Genomic DNA, 21,734 nt, shown 5'->3' on the forward strand with positions numbered 1-21,734 from the left:
TCCCGTGCGCTCGCGTCGGTTCGACGTGACTGCGCCACCGGCGCCGCCGCCCACTGCACCCCCGATCACGGCACCCGTGCTGCCGCCGACCGCACCGCCCAGCGCTGCGCCGGCCACACCGCCGAGCGCGCCGCCCAGCGCGTTGTTCATGTCGCCGGCCATGGCAGGCAACGAAACCGCAGCGGCGAGCGCCGCAATCGCAACCATCGGGATGAATTTCTTCGACATGGACTTGCCCATTCGTTTTTTAAGATGGAGCGGAGTATAACGGGCAATCTGAAAGGCTTCTGTAACACCAGAAGCCGCGTGGGGTAAGACCTGTAACAAAATGATCCCAAACCTTCGGCGATTTGAGAGAGGGTTTTGCGAGGAGTGAAATAAAGGAACAGAGGGACGGAACGCTTTTTGTACTGGAGAGTTGGCTTGATCAGTGCGATGACGGTTCCGGAAATGTGAGCCTGAAGTTCTTCAGGTCCTCCTCAAATGCATTGCAGTTTTTCAGTGTCTGTTTGAGGTGTTCCCGAGATTGGGCGTAATCGAAACTTGCGGTCCAGTTCAATGCCCGAATCATCGAACGAATATACGGCTCAGCTTCTTTGGTATGCGAGAGTCGCTTTAAGGGCAACAGATAATCCTCGCGATACACCGTTGGGATGATGATCCGGCAAACGCCAGCGGCGCTCAGCACGCAGTTCATCGCAAGGCGCGCGGTTCTGCCGTTGCCGTCGCGAAACGGGTGCACTTCAGTGACGACGAACATCGTCATGAGTGCACGAGCGACGGGATCGTGTAGCGCGGCAATCCGGGTGAATCCTTCGCGCAAGGTTCCGGCCACCAGTTCTGGCAAAACGAAGAGAGAGTTTCCCGCCTGGTTGGCCTTCTCTTTCCACTGTCCCGGATTCTTGTCGGGTCGGGCTTGCATCACCAGCGCATTAACGGTCTTAAGCCAATTCAGGAATTGCCCGGCGTCCTCAGGTGGACGAACGCGCCATTGAGCCGAAGTCGCCGCCTGAAAAGTACCGAGAATGTCATGTGAATCTTCTGATCGATTCGGAATGACGAGACCTTCAAAGATAATTTGCTCTGCCTCGTCGATTTCGAAGGTCGTACCTTCAATGAAGTTCGAGAAATAGGCCTCAAAAAAAGCGAAATTCTCCAGTGCCATGCCCGATGACGCCGGATCGTCGAGTGGGTTGAATATATGTTCGACGAGCGTTGCATGGAGCACATCGAATAGTTCGATACGATCAGGGTCGTAGGGGCGTCCCGCTGCTCTTGCAAGCGCCTGTTTGCTTCGGAGTTTCTTTTCTTCGTGTGTGCCGAGCAAGGCGCCGACAATGCCGTCCAGGCGCGCAAATTCTCTTTGCATTGAGAGTTTTTCAGCGACAACGCGAGCACGATCGCGAAGGTCGTTGAGTTTGAAATCGCCCCGTATGGTCAAAATTTTGTCGAGGCGCGCTTCGATTTCCTGCTGGGATAACGTACGGGCTTCGTCGCCTCGCGTCCGGCTGAGGTTCTCGAGTAGTCCTCGCTCCTCGCTCGGAAAATGAACGCCGCGACTGGCGATATCTGGAGCCGGTCCGTCCGTTATGGCCGGGCGCTCAGGAAGGACTTTCAGTGTGAGACCAGGAAGTTCGATCGATCGACGTCGTTGGCCGCGACTGATATAGAGAACGCCGCCCACGGGTCGATGTTCGAGAGCAGACCTGAGCGCGAGTACGCCATCTGGTAGCAGATATCCAACTATTGCTGTCCAGTTTCGCAGGACAACGGCTTCCAGCGGACTATGAAGATTGGCGGTATAGACCCCTTGATAGATGCGACGGAATTCCCCGGCGTCGAGCCGGCGGTTCAGCGCACGCGCCTGTGTTGGGCTGAGTTGCCCAACAAAAAGGATCTCCGATGCTTCTGTGTCGACTTTTTGCATCTTCGGAGGCTATAAGGCGGGAAATGTGTCTGGAAATGTCACTTTATTTTATTGTTATGTCTGAAAACTGCAGCTTAATAGGTGTCTGAAAAGTGTCTTCAACCGGTTCTTAGCGAACGTGCGTGTCTGAATAGTGCATTTAATTTCGATGTTTGTGTCTGAAAAAATCACTTTTATTGCGCTTGATCATCTCGCCGGCCCCATTTCCTACACCTTCCAGGACAATTCCCACGTGTGCTAACCTGTATATATATACAGTACTCGGCGCGCCGAATGGACCGGAAAGCAGGACGCAATCATGGGACGGAACCATCGTCATTTCCCGCCGCTCACCGCGGCGGAGCTGGCCGATATTTACGACCGGCATCCCTTGCCGGTCGTATTGCGGCTGCTGTGGGAGATACACCGCCTGCGCTCGACGATCCGGCGCGCGAATCAGGTGCGCCTGATGGTCGGCACGCGGGTGGGATCGGCGAATACGCCGGCGGGCATCTGGGAGCGTTTCGAGCAGGATCTGGATGCCGAGCCCTGTCTGACCGATCCGCTGACGCCGCGGCAAAAAGGTCTGCTGCATGAGGGCGAGCCGCAGGGGCGTTTGCGCCGGCGCAGGCGCAATGGCGATTAGGGACTAAGCACAAACTGAAAAAGAAATATGAAGGAAGCCGTAGGGTTCGTAGAAATTTGGTTGTAAGTAGGCCTTGTTAGAGTCGTCGCAGGCGTCGTGCCTCAGGTGGCAGTGAAAACAAGAGACCAACTCATGCTGACAGCCCTAACGTTTCGACCCTTCAAGCTTCTAGCGTTACTTTTAGCGCCTCTTTTCGCACTGCTGCTGGGTGCGCCTGCTTTCGCCTTCCAGACGCGCACCGTGCCGATCCCGAGCGCGGCCATGCACCGCGCGTTCGACGCCACCGTGGTGCTGCCCGACGACTATGCGCGCGGCAGCGGCGCGGCGCGCTTTCCGGTGATCTATGTGCTGCACGGCTCGGGCGGCAACTATGCGGACTGGACTTCGAACACGCAGATCGGCAAGCTCGCGGACCGCTATCACGTGATGCTCGTGATGCCCGACGGCGGCCACGAAAGCTGGTACATCGACAGTCCTTTCGACACGGCGAGCCGTTACGAAACTTATGTGGGCACGGAGGTCGTGTCGTATATCGACGCGCATTTCCGCACGCTCGCCACGCGTCAGACGCGTGCGATCACGGGCCTGAGCATGGGCGGTTTTGGCGCGCTGCGCATCGCGCTCGATCATCCCGAGGCGTTCGGCGCGGCGGGCAGCATCAGCGGCGCGGTCGATCCGCGTAATTGCGAGGACGAACCCGGCATCGACAAGATCTTCGGCAATCCCGCGCGTCATGCCGATTTCTGGACTCGTAACGCCATTATCGAAGGCGCGGATACATTCGAGCATGCGCATATCGCGCTGACGATCGATTGCGGCGTGAACGACTTTTTCGTGCAGTCGAATCGCACGCTGCACGAAAAACTCATTGCGCTGGGCGTGCCGCACGATTATGCGGAGCGTCCGGGCGGGCACACGTGGTCGTACTGGTCGAACTCCATCCGTTATCAGGTGCTGTTTTTCGCTACCACGTTCCAGCGTAATGGATGGCATGCGCCTACCCATCAGGCGTGATTTCAGATCATGCTTCGTATGACTGACTAATTTCTGATTTAGCCTTGTGGTTTCACCCTGATTCAGGCCCGCGCAATGCGGGCCGTTTTACTTCTGAATTTCCCCTTCGATAAATCTTTTGTGCTGAACGCGTGGCACATCGATTGCGCTTTAAAAGGCGTAAGCGCGGCGCGCGCCATTGCGTGTGCGACCGCATTTTGACAAACGAATCAATTCGAAGGAGAGCGACGATGAAACCGACGATCAAGGCAGTGACATTGACTCTCGCCATGGCGATTTCCGGCGCGGCTTTCGCAGCGGGCGGCACCGCGGGCAGTTCTGGCGGCATGGGCGGCAGCAACGGCGTAGGCGCGGGCGGAGGCAATACTGCGGGTGCAGCGGGTGTCCTGCCGGATAACAACGTGAACAGCAACGGCAACGCGGCCAATGGCTACAACAACAGCGGTTATGGCTCGCCGGGCACGACCGGCGTGGGCGGCGGCCAGGGTGCTGGAACGGGCGCGACGCCGAACCGCGCACCCAGCACGATGCCGCGTTCGCACGGCAACACCATGCAGCAGATGCCGCAGACGACATCGCCCAATACGACTCAGTAGCGGCTCAGTAGCGACCCAGTAAGCACGTGGCCGCAACGTCAGGCACCGCGTTTGCTCACTGTAAAGGGACATGGTGAATGCGGGTGCCTGAACGAACACCGGAAACCCGCGTGAGCAACGAAAGGACGCAAAGGATGAATATCCACTACCGCAACGATCCGCCGCAATTCGACGGCGCGAATCTGCAGATGCATTTTGTCGCCGAAGTGGATGGCGAGCCGCTCGATTGCTCGATCACCGCGGAGGCGCTGGAAGATCACTTCGGTGCGCCGTCGGCGCTCGAAGCGCCGTTGCGCGAGGCCTTCGAGCGCGGCCAGGCGCGTATTCACGCGGTCTGTTCGCGGGTTATCGAGCAGACGGGCGGCGCGGTGGTGCTGCATAGCGGCCGCTTCCGCGCGCCCGATAGCGTCGATATCAAGCATTGACGCAGCGGGCCGGGCAAAACAGGAGGTCATGCCATGTCTTTGATCGTAGCGAGCCGCTTCACGACGTTCAACGACGCCGAAGTGGCCATCGACAGGCTGCACACCAACGGATTCGTCGATGAAGACGTGTCGCTGTTTTACGTCAACCCGGGCGGCCAGCATGCGCGCTTTCCGGTTGGCGGCGACCGCTTCGCCGATCCGCAATCGCGTTGGGCTTCGCTTGGCGCAGGAGCGGGAGCGGCTGCAGGCGCGCTTGTGGGCGTGATCCTGGCCATCGTGCTTTCGCTCCTCTTTTTACGTTCGCTGCTCGTGCTGGCGGTCGCCGCCGGTGTGGGCGCCTACGTGGGGACGCTGGCGGGCGCGCTGTGGCAGACACGCGGCGGTGGACGCGGCCAGCGGCCCGATATCGGCCACGATCCCGACGGCACGCCGGCAGCGCGCGAATCGGGCGTGCTGGTGGCCGTGCATGTGAGTTCGCAAACGCAGCAGGAAGCCGCCGATGTATTGGGCGCAGCAGGCGGCATTGAAATCGAACGCGCCAACGGGCGCTGGCAGGACGGTCATTGGAGCGATTTCGATCCGAGCGAAACTGTCGAGCCGCTCAAGCACTAAGCCTTAACCGATAAACCGACAATTTTTTCCGCCGCCAATGCGCGGCGCCTGACCTTAACCCGGAGCGAACCGGAGACTGGAGGACGTCATGCTTCAATACGCAGTCATTTTCTTCATCATCGCGATTATCGCCGCTGTATTTGGCTTCGGCGGTATTGCAGCGGGTGCGGCTTCGATTGCCAAGATCCTGTTCTTTATTTTCCTTGTTATTTTCCTTGTCACGCTGCTGATGGGCGTGGTGCGGCGCGGATAATACAGCGCACGCATCGCTGATCAACGGTTACGGGGCCAGTCACCGGTCTATGGCCAGAAAAATCGGCCCGCATGTAAAAATGCGGGCCGATTTTTTATCTATCGATTCGATCAGGATACCGAATGATGGTTATGCGATCGTATCCACTACGCCGCCATCCACGCGCAATGCCGCGCCCGTGGTTGCCGAAGCCTGCACGGAACATGCATACACCACCATATTCGCCACTTCCTCCACGCTCGCCGCGCGCTGGATGATGGAAGTCGAACGATGTTCGCGCACGAAGGCGGCCGCGACTTCCTCGGCGCTTTTGCCGGTTTTCGCCACTTCGTCCTTGAGCATGGCTTCTACGCCATCGGAAAGCGTCGGGCCCGGCAGCACCGAATTCACCGTCACGCCCGTACCCGCAAGCTCTTTGGCCAGCCCGCGCGCCACCGAAAGCTGCGCCGTTTTGGTCATGCCGTAGTGAATCATATCGGCGGGAATATTCAGCCCGGATTCCGACGAGATAAACACGATACGGCCCCAACCCTGTTTGGCCATCGCCGGCGCGTAGGCACGCGAGAGCCGCACGCCCGACATCACATTGGTTTCGAAGAAACGCAGCCATTCATTATCGGGAATCTCGAAGAAGTCCTGCAGCTTGAATACGCCGAGATTGTTCACGAGGATATCCACTTTCGGATACGCCTTCACGAGCGCTTCGCAGCCCGCCGCATTCGAAAGATCGCCGACGAAACCCTGCACCTGCGCACCGGGCACCGCAGCGCGCACGGCGGCTTCGGCATCGCCCACATTGGATTCGTGACGGCTGCTCACGATCACGCTGGCGCCCGTGCCGGCGAGCCCCTTGGCGATGGCGAGACCAATGCCCGCGGCCGATCCGGTCACAAGCGCAAGTTTTCCTGACAAGTCGATTTTCATGCTGGCTCCCGTCTCATGAAGAACGGGCAGTGTACTGCGCACGCTATTTCGCTGCGCGCAAGGCTTGCGTTTTATTTCGATCGATATAGAATTCGCCTGTTGTGTATCGATTGATATAGAAACGAGGAAAGCAAACATGTCGACCACTTCTTCCACGCTGGGCGCGCGCGCACCGGACCGGCTCGACGCGCAGGCGTTGTTCGCCACGCTCGCCGGGCTGTGCGGCAGCTTCGTCGCCATTGGTCTTGCGCGTTTTGCGTACACACCGCTGATTCCGCCGTTGATCCAGGCGCACTGGTTCACGGCTTCGCAAGCCGTCACGCTTGGTGCGGCGAATTTCGCGGGCTATCTGCTGGGTGCTCTGGCGGGGCGTCCGATTGCGCATCGGCTGGGTAATCGGCATGCGCTGCGCTGGCTGATGTTGACGGCCACGCTGGCATTTTTTGCCTGTGCGTTTCCACTTTCGGTGGCGTGGTTTTTTGCGTGGCGGCTGGCTTCCGGGGTGGCTGGCGGCGCGATCATGGTGCTCGTGGCGACCTCGATCCTGCCGCACGTGCCGCCTGCGCGGCGCGGCTTCGTGAGCGGGATGATCTTCCTTGGCCTCGGTCTGGGCATTGCCGCTTCAGGCACGGTGATTCCGTGGTTTCTGCACTATGGATTGCGCGTGACGTGGATGGGGCTGGGCGCGATTGCGCTGCTGCTCACGGCGATGAGCTGGTTCGGCTGGCCGCGTACCGATGCGCCGATTGCAACCTCTGCGCCGCAGCAGGCCGGCACACCGCACGGCCATGTGCAGCAGGCAGGCGCGTTGCGCGTGCTCTACGGCCAGTACGCGGCCAATGCGCTCGGGCTGGTGCCGGTGATGGTGCTGCTGGTCGACTATGTGGCGCGCGGGCTTGGGCAGGGCGCAGCGAACGGCGCCCATATCTGGGTGCTCTATGGCATTGCCGCGATTGCAGGGCCGATTATCTGCGGACAGGTAGCCGACCGCATTGGCTTTCGCCTGACGTGGCGTTTTGCACTGCTCACGCAAGCTGCCGCCGTCGCTTTGCTCGCATTATCGAACCAGACGTTCGCGATCATTACGGCGACGTTGATACTCGGCGCCTGTACGCCTGGCATCGTGCCGCTCGCGCTCGGCCGTATTCACGAACTCATTGCTCACGATCATGTCGAGCAACGTGCAGCATGGAGCCGCGCGACCACGGCTTTTGCCTTGTTTCAGGCCCTGGGCGGCTACGGCTATTCCTGGTTGTTTTCGCACACGCACGAAAATTACGCGCTGATTTTTGCTTGCGGCGCAGTTGCGTTATCGCTGGCGTTTATCGTGGATCTATTGATGAGCAAGCGCAAAACGTAATCGGCGGTGAGTCTGTATCGTCAAAGAATGTCGTAAAGCGCCCGCGTGCATGGTGCACGCGGGCGTTTTTCATTTCATCAGACGAACACGCATCTCATCGATTAATCCGATGAATTCCACGCCGAGCCGCTCTCGATCATGGCGATTCCGGTCAACAGTGTGTTTCATTAAGTCGCATTGTCTCGCATAACTACGACTCATAGAATCGTAGTTATGCGTTGCGACGGCGCAGCGCGTTTTCCAGATGCAGCAGTTCGAGGCCTACTGGTCTCACGCAACGATCTACAGGAGTGGAATATGTCGAAGCGAATTCTGATTGTCGGAGCCGGTTTTGCCGGTATGTGGAGCGCGCTGAGCGCAGCGCGCCTGATCGACGAAGCTGGCCGTACCGATGTCGAAATCGCGCTGATCGCGCCGGACCCGCATCTGCATGTGCGTCCGCGTCTGTATGAAGAAGGCCCGGCGAATATGAAGGCGCCGCTCACGGAAATCTTCGACGCAGTGGGTGTGAAATTCATTCAGGGCACGGTCGGGCAGATTCATACGGACCGTAGCGAAGTGGACGGACACGATATGCAAGGCCGTGCGTTCACGATGCACTACGATCGCCTCATTCTCGCGACGGGCAGCAAGCTGTTCCGCCCCGAGATTGCCGGGCTGGCCGACCACGCATTCAGCGTCGACCAGATCGACGAAGCCGCCGAGCTCGAGACGCATATCCGCAATCTGGCGCAACGCCCCGATACGCCCGCGCGCAATACTGTCGTGGTGGCGGGCGGCGGCTTCACGGGCATTGAAACGGCGGCGGAAATGCCGGCGCGTCTGCGCGCCGCGTTGGGCGAAAACACGCCCGTGCGCGTGGTCGTGGTGGAGCGCAATGACGCGATCGGTCCCGATCTCGGTCCGGGCCCGCGTCCCGTGATCGAAACGGCATTGAGCGATCTGGGCGTGACCTGGCATCTCGGCCACGGCGTCACGGCGATCGACGCGCAAGGCGTGACAACCGCCGATGGCACGCGTATCGAATCGAATACCGTGATCTGGACCGCAGGCGTGCGTGCGAGCGCGCTGACCGCGCAGATTCCGGCGCAGCGCGATGCGGCAGGCCGCCTCTTCGTGAACGCCAATCTGGCCGTTGAAGGCGTGCCCGGCGTGTACGCAACCGGCGATGTCGCCAGCGCGGCCACCGACGACGAAGGCAACCGCACGCTGATGTCGTGCCAGCATGCGATGAATCTGGGCCGCTCGGCGGGGCACAACGCCGCCGCCGATCTGCTGGGTCTCGAAACGATCGCGTACAGCCAGCCCAAATATGTGACCTGCCTCGATCTGGGCCCGTGGGGCGCGGTCTATACGGAAGGCTGGGAGCGTGAAGTGAAGATGAGCGGCATGGAAGCCAAGCAACTCAAGACGCGCATCAACACCGAATGGATCTACCCGCCGCGTGCGGATCGCGCCGAGGTGTTTGCTTCGGCGGACCCGCGCCGGATCGTGGTGGCGTAATCCCGCTCAAGTCGGAATGCAAAAGGAGGCTCTGAAAAGAGCCTCCTTTTTTGCGTCTGCGGTTTTTAAGCGCGATCGCTACGCCGGCTTGCAGCGCGTTCGCCAAACCATTGAACGACGTGTTTGCCGTGGCTGGCCGGCGCTTTGGCATTGGCGCGTGTAGCGAGATCGGCGAGTGTGTGCTTTTTCAGTTCTTCGCGCATGCTGCGCTCGGCGCCTTGCATGACCGCGTGAATCGAGCAGGTGCCGCGCGTGGCCCATGCCGGCGCAGTATCGTCGAACAGCGCGCACTGCGAGCGGATTTCGCGGCAATCGAACAAGGCTTTTTCGCCGTCGATGGCTTCGACGACGTCGTGCACCGTGATCGCATGCGGCGCACGCGCGAGCGTGAAGCCGCCACGAATGCCTTCGGTGGCGGAAACGAGTCCGGCCTTGGCAAGACGCGTGAATAGCTTGGCGGCGTAATCGACGGAAACGCCCTGCATTTCGGCCAGATCGCGCACGCTTGCTTCGCGCACGCCTTCGGGATCGGCAAGATAGAGCAGACAGTGCAAACCGTACTCGACGCCGGTGCTGATGTAAGACATGGCTATACCACGACTGATTGAATCGGAGTTATAAGGGTAACACGGCTGGGCGTTGCTTGCTGCTGCACGAACACGCTATAAAAAAGGACTCAATGCGCGGTATTGCCCGGCAGGAGACCGAGCAGGGTGAGCGCGGGCGCAACCGCGCCGGTGAGCCATTCGCGTTCGGGGTGAATGCGCGCGAGCACGCGCAGGCCCATCAGCACGGCCAGCAGATGTTGAGCCGCTTCCGGCGCGCTGACCGTTCTGGCGATTTCGCCGCTGCGTTGGCCGGCTTCCACGCAACGTAAAAAGAAGTCGCGAATCTGCGTGATTTCGGCGGCAATGGCGTCGCGCAGTTCGTCGTCGTCGGGCGCGGCTTCCAGACCCGAATTCACCATCAGGCAGCCGCGTTTGCCCGGATCGTCGAGCGAGCGCTGCACCGTTTCCGCAAAAAATCCGGCGATGGCGGTGCCCGGCGTGGCGGCTGCTTCGTGACGCACGAGCCGGTCGCGCAGCGAGTTCTCCAGATAGTGATCGAGCACGCGCAGGAACAAGGCGCGTTTATCGCCGAATGCGTTGTAGAGGCTAGGCTGCGTGAGCCCGGTGGCTTTCACGAGATCGCGTGTGGAGGTGCCTTCGTAGCCGCGCGCCCAGAAGGCGCCGCAAGCGGCGTCGAGTACGCTGGTTTCGTCGAATTCGCGGGGGCGGCCCATTTCGGCTCCATCGTTTGGTGGCTATCTGGCGGATGGCGCTATTTTAGATCAATCGATATGAAATGTCTTACTGGCGGACGTTCAAGGCCGCTTTAAACGCTCCCCATTTCCGGGTCGCTGATGCTGTCCTTTCCAGTTTCCAGTCGTCCCGCGAAACGGCGCGCCAGGCCATCGTGGGCGCTGAGCGTGAAGTCGTACCAGCCGCCAGAAGCGGCAAGCCGCCAGCTTTGTTCGACGCGCTCATGTGCGGGGACGGTGGCCGTGTATGTCGCGATGCTGGTATAGGCGTTGGGTTTGACGCTGCACGTGGCGGGCTCGCTTCCGCTGTTTTCTATCGTCAGTGTGAGGGTATTGTTCGCTGCGTCGTAGCGCAAACGCGCTTCGGCGTTCGCTCCGCGTGATGGGTTATTCACGTTGCCGATAAAGCCGCGATGAAATCCGTTCGGGCCAAGCACCCAGAGATCGAAGCGGCCATCGTCGGCGGATTCCGGTGTCCATTCGTCGGCCAGTTGCTTGCCGGCTTCAACGGTGTAGCGGCGCGGCATGCGCTCGAGATGCAGCTGGTCGTAGACGTGAAAGACTGCGCCCGCGCTGCCTTCGTTGACGAAGACCAGGCGAACTTCGCGGCGGCGGCCGTCGACGCCCGCGTGCACATGCAATTGATAGGGCAGCGCACGGGACGGTCGCGCGAGTCTCGCCTGACGCGGCATGGATTGATCCGCAACCGCAGGCGGCGGCACGGGCCTGAGCTTGCTCTGCTGAGCATTGAGTGCATCGGCAGCCGCTTTGTTCAAGGCCGGAAACGACGCATTGCGCTTTTCATTCGGTGTGCTGAAGTTAAACGCGGAAGTCAGATCGCCGAATACTGCGCGCCGCCACGCGCTGATATTCGGTTCCGTCACGCCAAAGCGTCGTTCCAGAAAGCGCAATACGGAAGTGTGATCGAATGCCTGCGAGTTGACGAAGCCGCCCGTGCTCCACGGCGAAATCACGAGCATCGGCACACGCGGGCCTGGGCCATAAGGCAGACCATCGGGCGTGAGCGGTTTTTCGTCGCCGGGCGGGTTGGGCACCGTGAAATATTCGTGTTTCGTGCTGACCGTGGATTTGCCGGCATAAGCGCCGTCGGCGATAGGCGAGGGCGCAACGGGCGGCGGCACGTGATCGAAAAAGCAGTCGTTTTCGTCGTGGTTCACGAACAGTACAGTCTTGCTCCAGACCTCCGGCTGGGCTGTGAGCGCGTCCAGAACCTGCTGGATGTACCACGCGCCCTGATCCGGCGTGGAAACGTTCGGGTGTTCGCAATAGGCTTGTGGCGCAATGATCCAGCTAATCTGTGGCAGACGGTCTGCTGCGATATCGTCCTTCAACGCTTGAAGCAATCCGCCGTCGGGCATGGTATTGCCGATGCCTTTATAAAGCGGTGAAGCCGTTTCGATCTCGGGCGTCCACGGTACATTGGGCGAGCCGTTAATCGACTCATTCACCTTGCGAAAACTCGCGAAGCCACAAAGCGGATTGTCATTGTAATTATCGGGCTGGTTTTCATAGACTTTCCAGCTCACGCCGGTTTTCTGCAGACGTTCGGGATACGTGGTCCATTTCAATCCTTTCGCCGACGATCCCAGCCAGTCCCAGCCATTGTTGTTCACCACCGCGTGGGGTTCGAACCCACCATGCCCCGGCCCATTCGTACCAGTCCAGAGAAAGATACGGTTGGAATTGGTGCCGCCGTGCAGCGAGCAGTGATACGCATCGCAGATCGTGAATGCATTGGCCAGTGCGAAATGAAACGGCAGATCGGCGGCTTCCAGGTAACCCATCGATACATCGCCTTTCGATTTCGGCCATTGCGTCATGCGCCCATGATCCCAGGCGCTGTGTGCGTCGAGCCATTCGTGCGCGCCGCCCGCGAGCAGCGCGTTGCCCTTGCTTTTGTCGAGATGAAAGGACAGCATGCTGCGCGAACCATCGCTTTGTTGCCAGATGCTCGCGCCTTGCGGCTGGGGAATCGTGATGCGATCGCCGAACCCGCGTACGCCCGGCAAGGTGCCGAAATACTGATCGAAGGAGCGATTCTCCTGCATAAGAATCACGACATGCTGGACATCCTGAATCGTGCCGGTGGCGTTGTTCGCGGGAATGGCGAGCGCGCGCCGGATGGCCGGTGGAAACAGGCCGAGCGCGGCGCCCGTGGCGGCTGCGCGCAGGAATTGACGGCGATCCTTCGAAGTCATGATGCCTGGTGGTTCCGGGTCGTGGTGAATCTATCGTACCCGGAACGCGCGCAGGCGGTTTTGCGCTAGTGCGCTGCGTTGACTTCGCTATTAGATCGATTCGATTACATCGTTATGCGAAGTATTCGAATGATCGATGGCGAGATCGGCAGGTTCCGCGTCGAGCATGCCCATGAACGCCGCAATCAGGCGCGCGTTCGCGCGGCTTTTGAGGTGATAGAGATATTCGTGCATGACGGGACCGTCCGGCTCGATCGGCACGCTGACGAGCGCCACGCCGCGCGGCACTTCGCCCGAGGACATCAGCGTGCAGCCCAGCCCGTGGCGAATCGCCTCGCAGATGGCTTCGCGGCTGCCGATTTCGATGATCGCCGCCGGTTCGACACCGCGCCGTTTGAGCGCGGCTTCGGTGGCGTCGCGCGTGCGCGAGCCGGGCTCGCGCAGCAGCAGCGTTTCGTGTGCGAGCACGCCTAGGTCCGTACTGCGTCGCTGTGCGAGCGCGTGCGCGGGATTGACCACCAGCACGAGCGAATCGCTGGCGATACGGTGGCGCGCGAGCGCCGGGTCATCGACACGATTGGACGACACCGCGACATCGACGCGATACTCCACCAGCGCATCGAGCACTTCCTTCGAATTGCCGACCTCGATGCCGATCTGCACGTTGGGATAACGGCGGCGAAACGCCGCGACGGCCGGGAGAATGTAGTAGGGGCCGGTCGTGCCCAGCCGGAAACTGCCCGTATCGAGTGCGCGGCCGTCGCGTAGCGCGCAGTCGATCGCCAGTTCGCTTTCCATCAGCTTGTCGATTAGCGGCATGAGCGCGGCGCCCGTCTGCGTGAGTTCTACGCGGCTGCCGCGCCGATGGAACAGCTCGACGCCATAGTGCTTTTCGAGTTGCTGGATGCGCGCGGTAACCGTGGGCTGGCTGATCGAGAGATGGCGCGCGGCGGCGGTGATGCTGCCATGCCGGACAGTTTCGTAGAAAGCGGCGACAAGCGGCGCGAGGAGCGGGGCGAGCATAGGTTCCGAACGGCAAATGGAATCGACTCTACCGTGCATGCGCGACAGTTTCGTTAAGGCGCGGATTAACGCAGAAACAGCGGGCACCGGGTTTGCGCGATGAGTAGACGCTTTCTCGCACGCCGCACGATTTGAAGCACTCGAAAGGAGGCTCGCCATGAACGATCAGCGCAAGCGCACGGAACCCCCGCCGGCGCAAAACCATGAACTGGACGAAGATGCGAAGGTGAAGCATCCGCGCCATGAAGGCGGCGAGCCAGTGGCGACGAAACATCCGCACGAGCCGCGCTCGGTTGGCGTCCAGGGCCACGAGGATCTGGAACGCGGTCTGGAAGACACCGACCGCTGGGGCGGCGATGCGTATCAGGAGCGCACGCAGAACGATGCTCAGGCGAATAAAAATACCCGTAACGCGAAGCGTCATTGAAACGATGCATGCATAAACCATTGCGCGCGCTTGAACGAAGCGCGCGCAGCACTGCTAGAGCGGATCAATCGCTCTTTCCGCCGCCATCCAGCCCGGCGCCGCGCCGCCAGACGTCCTTGCCGCGCTCGGAAAGTTCGCCACTGCTGTGCGTGCTGTCGGGTTCGGTGCCGTGAACGGCCATATCGCCGCCCGGCGGCTCCTGGGCGCGCTGCTTCTCATGCTTGCGTTGTGCAACGCGGTCGTCCTGTGAGCGTCCTGCGTAGTCGGTCATGGCTTTCTCCTGGATCTAACGGATCGACAAGATCACACCGCATAATGCGCATCGCGCGTACCCTGGGCGGCTTGGACGCACCATCACGGCCCGGCAATGCGATGCAGCAGATCGAGCAGTTGCGCAACCGCAAAAGGCTTGCGCAAAAAGCCGTCGACATCGGCATCCGGCGGCGGCGTCACGATGGCGGACACGAGCACGAGCGGCACATCGGCAAGGCGGCTGCTGCGGCGCATTTCGCGCATCAGCGAGAGGCCGTCCATGCGCGGCATCATGCAATCGGAAATGACGACATCGGGCGGATCGGCCAGCGCGCTCTTTAGCGCCACCGAGCCGTCTTCGGCGGTTCTGACCCGATAGCCTTCCTGTCCGACCAGTTCCTTGAGTGCGTTGAGCGCATTGATATCGTCGTCGACGAGTAAAACAGTAGCCATACGTCGTTTGCCTGAGCGGCGCGCACCGGCCGCCTGGTGGTGGGCGACTTCGTGCATGCCTTTGTTCTTCGCGATCGGCTCCTGCCGTTGATTTTTCCCGCGCGGACGAGGGCTGGCCGGATCGGACTTGTGCCCGACCGACGTGCGCTTCACAGCAGCAACTTCCGTTCCCGTGGTTTTTATCTGCGTCATGAGGCCTCCCTGAATCTCGCTGGACGGCGTCAGCCCGGCACGTCGCGGCGCGGCTGGGCGCGCGCGTCGAGTCCCGCGACGATCGAAGCCGACACTTCCGGGAAACTGCCGAACGCTTCGTCAGGCAGACGGCGCAGCGCATCCATCACGTCGATATCCGCGTGCTGCTGGCCGGCTGCTTCGATCAGCGTGGGCGGGTGCGCGGGATAAGACACGCCGTCGACGGCGCGCTGCACGCGTTCGACCAGCGCCTCGCGCGGATTGTCCGGCGGGGAGTCGGAGGCAGTGGTTGCGGTAGACATGAGCGTCTCCTGCGATTGATCTGCCCATTACTCAGCAGTTGCTGTTCCCGTCGATCGATATGGCCGCTCATGCGTTGGTGCGCAATGCATAAAATCCGAATGCCGAAATAATTCATCGAGAATTAAATGTGCATGCAATCGAATTCATAAAACATCATGAAATTCAGACCGGAATAATTTACTGAATAAGCGCTCTGACAATCCTTAACGAAAGGAAAGGCATAAATTCATATGCCGACACCATATTTCTAAAGTTTCTGCCCTAAACTGATGCGAGCCCTATTTCGCCTGCACGCGATGGCGCGCGCCATTCATGCTAGATCCCGTCAATATCCTCCTCGTTACGGTGCTTTCGAGCATCATGAGTCTTGCCATTCTCGGTTCGCTGCGGCCTGCGGCGATTCCGGGCGTGAGCCGCTGGATCGGCGCTTATGTGTGGGCGAGCGTGGCGCTCGTGCTGACGGGCATGCAACGCCTGGGTGTGCCGTTCATCACGATCCTCGTTTCCAATACCTTGCTCGCGATGGCCGTGACGCGCGTGCTGGAAGGCTGCCGCGAATTCTTCGGACTGCGTCCGCGTGCGCCGCTCGCCTGGGCCGGTTGCGCGCTGGTCGCGGCGGGCAGTGCCTGGTGGTGCTGGGCGCAGCCGAGCCTGGGCGCGCGCATCGCACTGGTCTCGGCATTTCATGCGTCGATTTACGCGGTGGTCGGCTGGATGGCGCTGCGTTACCGGCCGCCGGGCCGCCCGGTCTACAGCTATCGTTTCGTCACCACATCGGCATGGCTGGGCGGCTGCGCGCACGGCTTGCGCGGCGTGGTGTATGGCGCGGGCCTCGTCGAGCAGACCACGCTGCTGGCGGCCACGCCGCTGAACGTCGTCTGGCTCGCGCTGGGGATTCTGGTGCTGCCTTCGCTGTCGATCGGCATGGTGCTGCTCGCGCACGATCGCATGGCCGAGCGTCTGGAGCGCCTTGCCAATCGCGACGAACTGACGGGCGCGCTCACGCGCCGCGCCTTCCTTGCGCAGGCGCTGGCGCTGCTCGATACCGCGCGTGCGAAGGGCACGCCGGTGGTGCTCGCCATCGTCGATATCGATCATTTCAAGGGCATCAACGATCACTACGGCCACGCGGCGGGCGACCGCGCGCTGGCGCATTTCGGCCGCGTGGTGGCAACCGGCGTGCGCGAATCCGATCTGTTCGGACGCCTTGGCGGCGAGGAGTTTGCACTGCTGCTGCCCGCGATCTCGCGCGAAGATGCGGTCGTGCGGCTCGACGCACTGCGCGTGGCCGCACTGGCCGTGCGGCGCGGCGGCGATACGCCCTTGCAAGGGCAGGAATCGTTGCCTGCGCACCTATCGCAGGAGGAAACGGCGCCGCATGCGGGCCTCACGTTCAGCGCGGGCGTGGACATCCTGCAGATCGGCGACACCTTGGCCAACCTGATGGCGCGCGCCGATGCCGCGCTCTACGAGGCCAAAACGCGCGGCCGCGACCGCGTGGTGACGGCATAGTCACCGCATAGCAGCCGCGCAACCGGTGTCCTGACCCCGGTAATCGAATAGAGCCGTCAGCCTTTGCCGGTGTCACAAAAAATTCAAATGAAAACCGGCAATATTGTCCGCATCGGACCTGCTCTCTAGCGCGCCAGCACAACAGGACTGCAAACCGGATCGCGCGAGCGTGACCCGCTGCGAGTCTGTCGAATCTATTTCGAAGTCCTGACTCAACGCTGGCAGTCATGCGAAATGGATGCCAAAAAACGCGCTAAGCCCGATGGCTTATGCGATACAACAGGGCGCAATCGTTTCGCTATGCAAACAGCATCTCGTTGCGGACGAAATCAGTCACGTCGCTGTTTTTAAAGGATAATTATCAAAAGGTGTGGGTGACGTTCCATGCAACGTTCATTCCAGCCGGCCGCGCGGCCCTGCATTCGCGCAGCTTTGGCAGACACCGCATTCTTCGGGCAGGCGTCTCTTCCTTGGTACCCAGTGGCGATCACGCAAAGCGGGATTCGTACGGATGTCGAGGCGCCCGCCCACGGCGTCGAGCGAGTCCGTTCGCCTGCGAAACCGCTGCCTTGCGTGCGCGTTCGCGCGAATACCCGTGCGCATGAGCTTGCCCTCGTGCGCGTGAGCGCCGGACGCATCAAAGGGAGACGGCGCGCCTCGGGCCGCAAGGTCCGGCCGGTTGCGCCGGGTGGTTCCGCGCGCTGTAGCGCGCCGCGCACGTGTTGGTGCGCCCGTGCCTGTGTTCATGCGACACACGCACGCGGGCGCACCCGTGTCTGCTGGCGCAGCCGGCGCGGGGCCTGTCTCCATGCGCGCGTCCGTCGCGTGTCGTGCGCCCTGCGCGCGCTCATCCGTCTTCGTTATTTCTGCATTCAAACGCCCATTGCCGGTGTGGCCGCGCTACGTCCGTGCGCGTGTGCCAGGCCGGCGTGGGCTTATTACCGGCCTGCCATCCCAAAGGTTCTTTGACGGGACGTCGCCTGCGGGGAGGCGGCCATCAACCACTGGAGCCTGAGATGCAAACGACTAATAACAATTGGCGGGATGCGCACAACAACGACGCTGCACTGCCGGCTTTCCTCGCCGCGCGTGTGGACCGCTACTACGGGGAGCGCGTGCAGCAGAGCTGGGCGGGCGGTCACATCATGCGCGGCCGCGTGCCTGACGCCAACGCGCTGCATCTGTCGAGCAACGATTATCTGTCGATCGCGCGCCATCCTGAGATTGTCGATGCGATGGCCAGCAGTATCCGCAACGAAGGCAACGGCCTGCTGATGTCAGGCGTGTTCCTGCATGGCGACGATTGTCCGCAACTGCAGCTCGAAGACGCATTTGCGCGCTATATGGGCGCTGAAACCAGCGTTTTGTGCCAGTCGGGTTTCGCGGCCAACACCGGGCTGATCCAGTCGATCGCGAACGCGCAGACGCCGGTTTACGTCGACATGATGGCGCATATGTCGCTCTGGGAAGGCGTCCGCAGCGCGGGCGCCAAGGCGATCAGTTTCTTCCACAACGATGTCGAGCATCTCGAACAGCGCATTCTGCGATATGGGCCGGGCATCGTGATCGTCGATTCGGTATACAGCACCAATGGCAGCGTCTGCCCGCTGCAGGCCTTCGCGGATGTCTGCGCCGCGCACGATTGCGTGTTCGTGGTCGACGAATCGCATTCGCTCGGCACACACGGACCGCACGGCGCGGGAATGGTCGCCGAACTGGGCCTTACCGACCGCGTGCATTTTCGCACCGCGAGCCTCGCGAAAGCTTTCGCGGGGCGCGCCGGCATCGTCACGTGTTCGCGCCGTTTCCAGGAATACTTCAAATGCGAGGCCTTGCCGGCGATCTTCAGCTCGACGTTGCTGCCACACGAAACGGCGGGGTTGGCGGCCACGCTGGCCGTGATCCAGCGCGACGACTGGCGTCGCGCGCGCGTAGCGGCGAACGCGCGTTATCTGCGCTCGAGGCTCACCGATCTGGGCTACAACCTGAATGGAAGTGAGACGCAAATCATCGCGCTCGAAGCCGGGCCGGAGCCGCAAACCATTGTGTTGCGCGATGCGCTGGAAGCGCGCGGCATCTTCGGTTCGGTGTTCTGCGCGCCGGCCACGGCGCAGAACCGCTCGCTGGTGCGGCTCTCGATCAATGCAGCGCTGGCGGAGTCGGAACTGGAGCGGCTCGTGGATGTCTGCGAAGCGATTCGCGACGAAGTGCAGATGTGGAACTGGCCGTCCACACGCCGTCTGATGGAGCGCGGCGCAGGCCGCGTGCGCGTGCTTCAGGCACCGACACTGGTGAATCTGCCGGTGGCAGCGTGAAGTAGCGCGTTTCCGCCTTGAAGGGGCGGGTGTGGAAGTCTCAGTGAGAGTTCCACGCCGCCTGAATCTCGCGGTCGAGCCGGTTCAGGTAGGCGTCGTAGGGCAGCACGTTGTCCAGCGCGAGACCCGCAGGCTTCTTGACGATTGCATAGGTATAACGGCGATCGCTTTCGAATACCGATGCCGGATGCATGTACGGCTGCCATTCCACGCATTGCGACGGATAGTAGCCTTCGGTGCGCCAGAAGTAGGGCACGCTGCGATGGTTGTCGATCTCGTCGAGAAACGCGGCTTGCGCGCCCTGTTCGACGGCGATTTCCCGCACGCCACGCAGCGATTCGTCGGTGTGCAGGATCAGCAGATACGCCGTGCCCTGGGCATCGAACATCAGCAGTCCGTGAGGTTGATAAGACAGATAGTGCTCGACGATACCCAGCGTTTCGAAGATGCCCTGCACATGCTTCGCGAGCCCGACGTCCTTGAGAAACGCATATTCCGATACCGCAAGCGCATCGAGCACCGTGCCGCAGGTCTTGTCGAAGAACGCGCTTTGCATATCGCGGATCGTCTGATTGAGGGTTTCCACTGCATCGACTTCATGCTTGCGGATAAAGCGGTCGATCACACCCTCGTTGAAACTCTTCACGGCCACATGTTCGTCGGCCTTGCCGGTCAGCACGATTTTCTTGATCGCCGGATTGGCAAGACGACGGCAGAATTCGATGCCGTTCAGCTCCGGCATGTCGTAATCGACCACGACGACCGAAACCGATTCGAAGCGCGCAGGCCGGTGCACCAGCGAGCGGATTGCATCCACGCGCATGGCAATCACCTGATGCGCATCGTTTTCTTCGGTGCGGTCCAGATAGGGGCTGAAAATGGGCGATGCAGGCTGATCCAGCGCAGCGCGTCCATTCAGAAAGCGCAGCGCATCCGCAGGCGAACTGAAGAGGCGAAACGCCAGCTCCGGATCGAGTTGCAGGCTCAGATTCGACAGGAACGCCGCGCTGTCGTCGACGAACGCGGCAGTGGTCGGCCAGGAGAGGGGCTGAATGGATTTCGGAGTGGCTTTCGTCATGGCGCAGGGAATGTCAAAACGAACTCGGTGTACTTGCCTTTCACCGAAGAGCAGGCAATTGCTCCCCCCATCGCTTGCATGACATCGCGGCAGAATGCCAGCCCGATTCCTGCTCCGAGCGACACGTCATCGGTGGCGGTGGATGAAGTATAAAAGCGGGTAAAGATGTGCGGCAAGACTTCGGACGAAATACCCGCACCTGTATCGCTAAAAATCAGCCGATTGAACCGTTTGGCACTTTCGAGCCTGATCGAAATATGCGCGCCTTCGATACTGCCCATATGTCGAAATGCATTTTTCATCAAATTGAACAGCACGTGGACAGTGAGCATTTCCGAACCGTTGAATTCGAAATCAGGCCGTAGATTGCAATGCACGCGTGCGCGATCGCCTTCGCGAAACGGATAACGCGCGAGTGCGGTTTCGACGCAATGCGCAATCGAGCACGACGTTGCGTTTTGCATGGCGCCGCCTGTGAAGCGCGCGGTCGCGAGCAGCATGTCGATGATTGCATTCGAATGCAACGCTTCCTGTTCGATACGGCTCACAACGCCTTGCATCGAATGCAGATGCGCCACGCGTATTTTCGGCACGGCCAGACGGCTGCGCTGGGCTAATGCATAGGTATCGAGCAGCGCAGGCAGGTAGCGCATGAGACCTGCCGCGCCCACGCGAATCGCCACCAGCGGCGTGCGTAGTTCGTGCGCCACGCTGCCTGCGGTGGCCAGCATGGCGCGCTCCTGTTCGATCTGGATACGGTCCTGATCGTAATTGGCCACCGCGCCGATCGCCACCGCGAACGAGAAAATCGCCAGATGCGTGAGATAGTTCGCATTCAGCACGATTGGATCGGTCGTGAGCACATAGGCGAGCAGAGCGAGGCCGATGCCCACGAGAAACTGCAGCACCAGCATCAGCCAGTCGAGCAGCAGCACCATCACGAAGGCCGCGATCAGCGCGCTTTCGACCCACACGTCATTGCCGTTGTTCTTCAGCAGCATGAAGGTGAAGAAGAACGGCAGCGCGTAAAGCGTGGCCAGATACCAGTACCACGGCAAAATCTTTTTGACGGACGCCGGCCAGCGCTCGAAAGCGAGAACCGGCACGAACAGCAATGCGCCGATCAAACGCAGCCAGAGGTTTTCATACGGCTGCGGAAAGAGGTCCTTCCAGACATAGTAATAAAGCGGGAAGCCGATACTGGCGACCACCGCGAGCGGTCGCATGCGCCTTTTTACGTACTGGAGGTTGCGTAGCGCGGGTGCGAAAGCGTACGCCACGCGCGGTCTCAACGACGCCCAGCCGCGCCGCGCGCGCGACGTGAATCTCGATACGTTCATCAGGGTGGAATCGCTCATGTTTCGATGCCGGAATTCGATGCCGCGTAAATCGTCGCCTGGGTTGCAATGCACGGGCTGACG

Annotated in this window: 23 protein-coding genes; 11 read left to right on the plus strand and 12 right to left on the minus strand. The window is 60.9% G+C overall.

Going from position 1 to position 21,734, the window contains the following annotated elements; all coding sequences use genetic code 11:
- On the minus strand, positions 1 to 228 hold a 228-nt coding region (locus tag G3N59_RS09175; protein ID WP_241023312.1), incomplete at its 3' end, for a glycine zipper domain-containing protein.
- Positions 229 to 427: 199 nt separating this feature from the next.
- On the minus strand, positions 428 to 1,927 hold the full coding sequence (locus G3N59_RS09180; RefSeq protein WP_205982277.1) for a Fic family protein: 1,500 nt from the start codon (positions 1,925 to 1,927) through the stop codon (positions 428 to 430).
- 298 nt (positions 1,928 to 2,225) lie between these two features.
- Here G3N59_RS09180 and G3N59_RS09185 point away from each other — a divergent pair, with 298 nt between their 5' ends.
- The 6 genes from G3N59_RS09185 to G3N59_RS09210 all read left to right on the plus strand — a co-directional run bounded on the left by G3N59_RS09185 (position 2,226) and on the right by G3N59_RS09210 (position 5,452).
- Complete coding sequence (locus tag G3N59_RS09185) at positions 2,226 to 2,552, plus strand: hypothetical protein (protein WP_205982278.1); 327 nt, start codon at positions 2,226 to 2,228, stop codon at positions 2,550 to 2,552.
- Positions 2,553 to 2,813: 261 nt separating this feature from the next.
- On the plus strand, positions 2,814 to 3,566 hold the full coding sequence (locus G3N59_RS09190; RefSeq protein ID WP_241023313.1) for an alpha/beta hydrolase family protein: 753 nt from the start codon (positions 2,814 to 2,816) through the stop codon (positions 3,564 to 3,566).
- Between the two features lie 230 nt (positions 3,567 to 3,796).
- Positions 3,797 to 4,162 carry a hypothetical protein gene (locus G3N59_RS09195; RefSeq protein ID WP_205982280.1) on the plus strand — a complete coding sequence of 122 codons (366 nt, stop codon included), beginning with the start codon at positions 3,797 to 3,799 and terminating at the stop codon, positions 4,160 to 4,162.
- Between the two features lie 134 nt (positions 4,163 to 4,296).
- Complete coding sequence (locus G3N59_RS09200) at positions 4,297 to 4,587, plus strand: DUF1488 domain-containing protein (protein WP_241023314.1); 291 nt, start codon at positions 4,297 to 4,299, stop codon at positions 4,585 to 4,587.
- A gap of 33 nt (positions 4,588 to 4,620) precedes the next feature.
- Entirely contained in the window at positions 4,621 to 5,199 is a 579-nt protein-coding gene (locus tag G3N59_RS09205; protein ID WP_205982282.1) for a hypothetical protein, read from the plus strand.
- 88 nt (positions 5,200 to 5,287) lie between these two features.
- The gene (locus G3N59_RS09210; protein WP_205982283.1) at positions 5,288 to 5,452 is read left to right on the plus strand and encodes a DUF1328 family protein; all 165 of its coding nucleotides are present in this window, start codon (positions 5,288 to 5,290) and stop codon (positions 5,450 to 5,452) included.
- A 129-nt stretch (positions 5,453 to 5,581) separates the two neighbouring features.
- Here the strand turns inward: G3N59_RS09210 and G3N59_RS09215 are convergent, their stop codons facing one another.
- Complete coding sequence (locus G3N59_RS09215) at positions 5,582 to 6,376, minus strand: SDR family oxidoreductase (RefSeq protein ID WP_205982284.1); 795 nt, start codon at positions 6,374 to 6,376, stop codon at positions 5,582 to 5,584.
- 136 nt (positions 6,377 to 6,512) lie between these two features.
- Between G3N59_RS09215 and G3N59_RS09220 the strand changes: the two genes are divergently transcribed.
- Both G3N59_RS09220 and G3N59_RS09225 read left to right on the plus strand, forming a co-directional pair.
- Positions 6,513 to 7,736: a YbfB/YjiJ family MFS transporter gene (locus tag G3N59_RS09220; RefSeq protein WP_205982285.1), complete on the plus strand. Its 1,224-nt coding sequence runs from the start codon at positions 6,513 to 6,515 to the stop codon at positions 7,734 to 7,736.
- 297 nt (positions 7,737 to 8,033) lie between these two features.
- Entirely contained in the window at positions 8,034 to 9,239 is a 1,206-nt protein-coding gene (locus G3N59_RS09225) for an NAD(P)/FAD-dependent oxidoreductase (protein ID WP_205982286.1), read from the plus strand.
- 65 nt (positions 9,240 to 9,304) lie between these two features.
- On the opposite strand, the gene G3N59_RS09230 is transcribed toward G3N59_RS09225, so the two are convergent.
- From G3N59_RS09230 to G3N59_RS09245, 4 genes are all read right to left on the minus strand, one after another.
- Positions 9,305 to 9,826, minus strand: a complete 522-nt coding sequence (locus G3N59_RS09230) for an Rrf2 family transcriptional regulator (RefSeq protein ID WP_205982287.1) — start codon at positions 9,824 to 9,826, stop codon at positions 9,305 to 9,307.
- Positions 9,827 to 9,915: 89 nt separating this feature from the next.
- A complete protein-coding gene (locus G3N59_RS09235; RefSeq protein ID WP_205982288.1) occupies positions 9,916 to 10,521 on the minus strand; it encodes a TetR/AcrR family transcriptional regulator in 606 nt (201 codons plus the stop codon).
- A 92-nt stretch (positions 10,522 to 10,613) separates the two neighbouring features.
- The gene (locus G3N59_RS09240; protein ID WP_205982289.1) at positions 10,614 to 12,758 is read right to left on the minus strand and encodes a phospholipase C, phosphocholine-specific; all 2,145 of its coding nucleotides are present in this window, start codon (positions 12,756 to 12,758) and stop codon (positions 10,614 to 10,616) included.
- Between the two features lie 90 nt (positions 12,759 to 12,848).
- Positions 12,849 to 13,781, minus strand: a complete 933-nt coding sequence (locus G3N59_RS09245; RefSeq protein ID WP_205982290.1) for a LysR substrate-binding domain-containing protein — start codon at positions 13,779 to 13,781, stop codon at positions 12,849 to 12,851.
- Between the two features lie 157 nt (positions 13,782 to 13,938).
- On the opposite strand from G3N59_RS09245, the gene G3N59_RS09250 reads away from it, so the two are divergent.
- A complete protein-coding gene (locus G3N59_RS09250) occupies positions 13,939 to 14,208 on the plus strand; it encodes a hypothetical protein (protein ID WP_205982291.1) in 270 nt (89 codons plus the stop codon).
- 64 nt (positions 14,209 to 14,272) lie between these two features.
- Here the strand turns inward: G3N59_RS09250 and G3N59_RS09255 are convergent, their stop codons facing one another.
- From G3N59_RS09255 to G3N59_RS09265, 3 genes are all read right to left on the minus strand, one after another.
- Complete coding sequence (locus G3N59_RS09255) at positions 14,273 to 14,479, minus strand: hypothetical protein (protein ID WP_205982292.1); 207 nt, start codon at positions 14,477 to 14,479, stop codon at positions 14,273 to 14,275.
- Between the two features lie 83 nt (positions 14,480 to 14,562).
- Positions 14,563 to 14,913, minus strand: a complete 351-nt coding sequence (locus G3N59_RS09260) for a response regulator (RefSeq protein ID WP_205982293.1) — start codon at positions 14,911 to 14,913, stop codon at positions 14,563 to 14,565.
- A 221-nt stretch (positions 14,914 to 15,134) separates the two neighbouring features.
- Positions 15,135 to 15,407: a DUF2795 domain-containing protein gene (locus G3N59_RS09265; protein WP_205982294.1), complete on the minus strand. Its 273-nt coding sequence runs from the start codon at positions 15,405 to 15,407 to the stop codon at positions 15,135 to 15,137.
- Positions 15,408 to 15,720: 313 nt separating this feature from the next.
- Here G3N59_RS09265 and G3N59_RS09270 point away from each other — a divergent pair, with 313 nt between their 5' ends.
- The gene (locus G3N59_RS09270; RefSeq protein ID WP_205982295.1) at positions 15,721 to 16,920 is read left to right on the plus strand and encodes a GGDEF domain-containing protein; all 1,200 of its coding nucleotides are present in this window, start codon (positions 15,721 to 15,723) and stop codon (positions 16,918 to 16,920) included.
- Between the two features lie 1,016 nt (positions 16,921 to 17,936).
- Positions 17,937 to 19,235: an alpha-hydroxyketone-type quorum-sensing autoinducer synthase gene (cqsA, locus tag G3N59_RS09275; RefSeq protein ID WP_205982296.1), complete on the plus strand. Its 1,299-nt coding sequence runs from the start codon at positions 17,937 to 17,939 to the stop codon at positions 19,233 to 19,235.
- Positions 19,236 to 19,275: 40 nt separating this feature from the next.
- Here cqsA and G3N59_RS09280 read toward each other — a convergent pair whose 3' ends face one another.
- Complete coding sequence (locus G3N59_RS09280; protein ID WP_205982297.1) at positions 19,276 to 20,313, minus strand: response regulator; 1,038 nt, start codon at positions 20,311 to 20,313, stop codon at positions 19,276 to 19,278.
- The gene (locus G3N59_RS09285) at positions 20,310 to 21,671 is read right to left on the minus strand and encodes a HAMP domain-containing sensor histidine kinase (RefSeq protein ID WP_241023315.1); all 1,362 of its coding nucleotides are present in this window, start codon (positions 21,669 to 21,671) and stop codon (positions 20,310 to 20,312) included. The genes G3N59_RS09280 and G3N59_RS09285 overlap by 4 nt, the downstream gene beginning before the upstream one ends.
- Positions 21,672 to 21,734 lie beyond the last annotated feature (63 nt).

Origin of the sequence: Paraburkholderia sp. Ac-20340 (assembly GCF_017104965.1) — a bacterium.
In the GTDB taxonomy this organism is placed as follows: Bacteria; Pseudomonadota; Gammaproteobacteria; order Burkholderiales; family Burkholderiaceae; genus Paraburkholderia.

Bases quoted from the DNA above. Each gene is read 5' to 3' on its own strand.
- G3N59_RS09200 (WP_241023314.1), top strand. From the start codon at position 4,297: ATGAATATCCACTACCGCAACGATCCGCCGCAATTCGACGGCGCGAAT.
- G3N59_RS09255 (WP_205982292.1), bottom strand. From the start codon at position 14,479: ATGACCGACTACGCAGGACGCTCACAGGACGACCGCGTTGCACAACGC.
- G3N59_RS09185 (WP_205982278.1), top strand. From the start codon at position 2,226: ATGGGACGGAACCATCGTCATTTCCCGCCGCTCACCGCGGCGGAGCTG.
- G3N59_RS09260 (WP_205982293.1), bottom strand. From the start codon at position 14,913: ATGGCTACTGTTTTACTCGTCGACGACGATATCAATGCGCTCAACGCA.
- G3N59_RS09205 (WP_205982282.1), top strand. From the start codon at position 4,621: ATGTCTTTGATCGTAGCGAGCCGCTTCACGACGTTCAACGACGCCGAA.
- G3N59_RS09270 (WP_205982295.1), top strand. From the start codon at position 15,721: ATGCTAGATCCCGTCAATATCCTCCTCGTTACGGTGCTTTCGAGCATC.
- G3N59_RS09240 (WP_205982289.1), bottom strand. From the start codon at position 12,758: ATGACTTCGAAGGATCGCCGTCAATTCCTGCGCGCAGCCGCCACGGGC.
- G3N59_RS09190 (WP_241023313.1), top strand. From the start codon at position 2,814: ATGCACCGCGCGTTCGACGCCACCGTGGTGCTGCCCGACGACTATGCG.
- G3N59_RS09285 (WP_241023315.1), bottom strand. From the start codon at position 21,671: ATGAGCGATTCCACCCTGATGAACGTATCGAGATTCACGTCGCGCGCG.
- G3N59_RS09230 (WP_205982287.1), bottom strand. From the start codon at position 9,826: ATGTCTTACATCAGCACCGGCGTCGAGTACGGTTTGCACTGTCTGCTC.
- G3N59_RS09220 (WP_205982285.1), top strand. From the start codon at position 6,513: ATGTCGACCACTTCTTCCACGCTGGGCGCGCGCGCACCGGACCGGCTC.
- G3N59_RS09225 (WP_205982286.1), top strand. From the start codon at position 8,034: ATGTCGAAGCGAATTCTGATTGTCGGAGCCGGTTTTGCCGGTATGTGG.
- G3N59_RS09280 (WP_205982297.1), bottom strand. From the start codon at position 20,313: ATGACGAAAGCCACTCCGAAATCCATTCAGCCCCTCTCCTGGCCGACC.
- G3N59_RS09195 (WP_205982280.1), top strand. From the start codon at position 3,797: ATGAAACCGACGATCAAGGCAGTGACATTGACTCTCGCCATGGCGATT.
- G3N59_RS09180 (WP_205982277.1), bottom strand. From the start codon at position 1,927: ATGCAAAAAGTCGACACAGAAGCATCGGAGATCCTTTTTGTTGGGCAA.
- G3N59_RS09250 (WP_205982291.1), top strand. From the start codon at position 13,939: ATGAACGATCAGCGCAAGCGCACGGAACCCCCGCCGGCGCAAAACCAT.
- cqsA (WP_205982296.1), top strand. From the start codon at position 17,937: ATGCAAACGACTAATAACAATTGGCGGGATGCGCACAACAACGACGCT.
- G3N59_RS09215 (WP_205982284.1), bottom strand. From the start codon at position 6,376: ATGAAAATCGACTTGTCAGGAAAACTTGCGCTTGTGACCGGATCGGCC.
- G3N59_RS09210 (WP_205982283.1), top strand. From the start codon at position 5,288: ATGCTTCAATACGCAGTCATTTTCTTCATCATCGCGATTATCGCCGCT.
- G3N59_RS09235 (WP_205982288.1), bottom strand. From the start codon at position 10,521: ATGGGCCGCCCCCGCGAATTCGACGAAACCAGCGTACTCGACGCCGCT.
- G3N59_RS09265 (WP_205982294.1), bottom strand. From the start codon at position 15,407: ATGTCTACCGCAACCACTGCCTCCGACTCCCCGCCGGACAATCCGCGC.
- G3N59_RS09245 (WP_205982290.1), bottom strand. From the start codon at position 13,781: ATGCTCGCCCCGCTCCTCGCGCCGCTTGTCGCCGCTTTCTACGAAACT.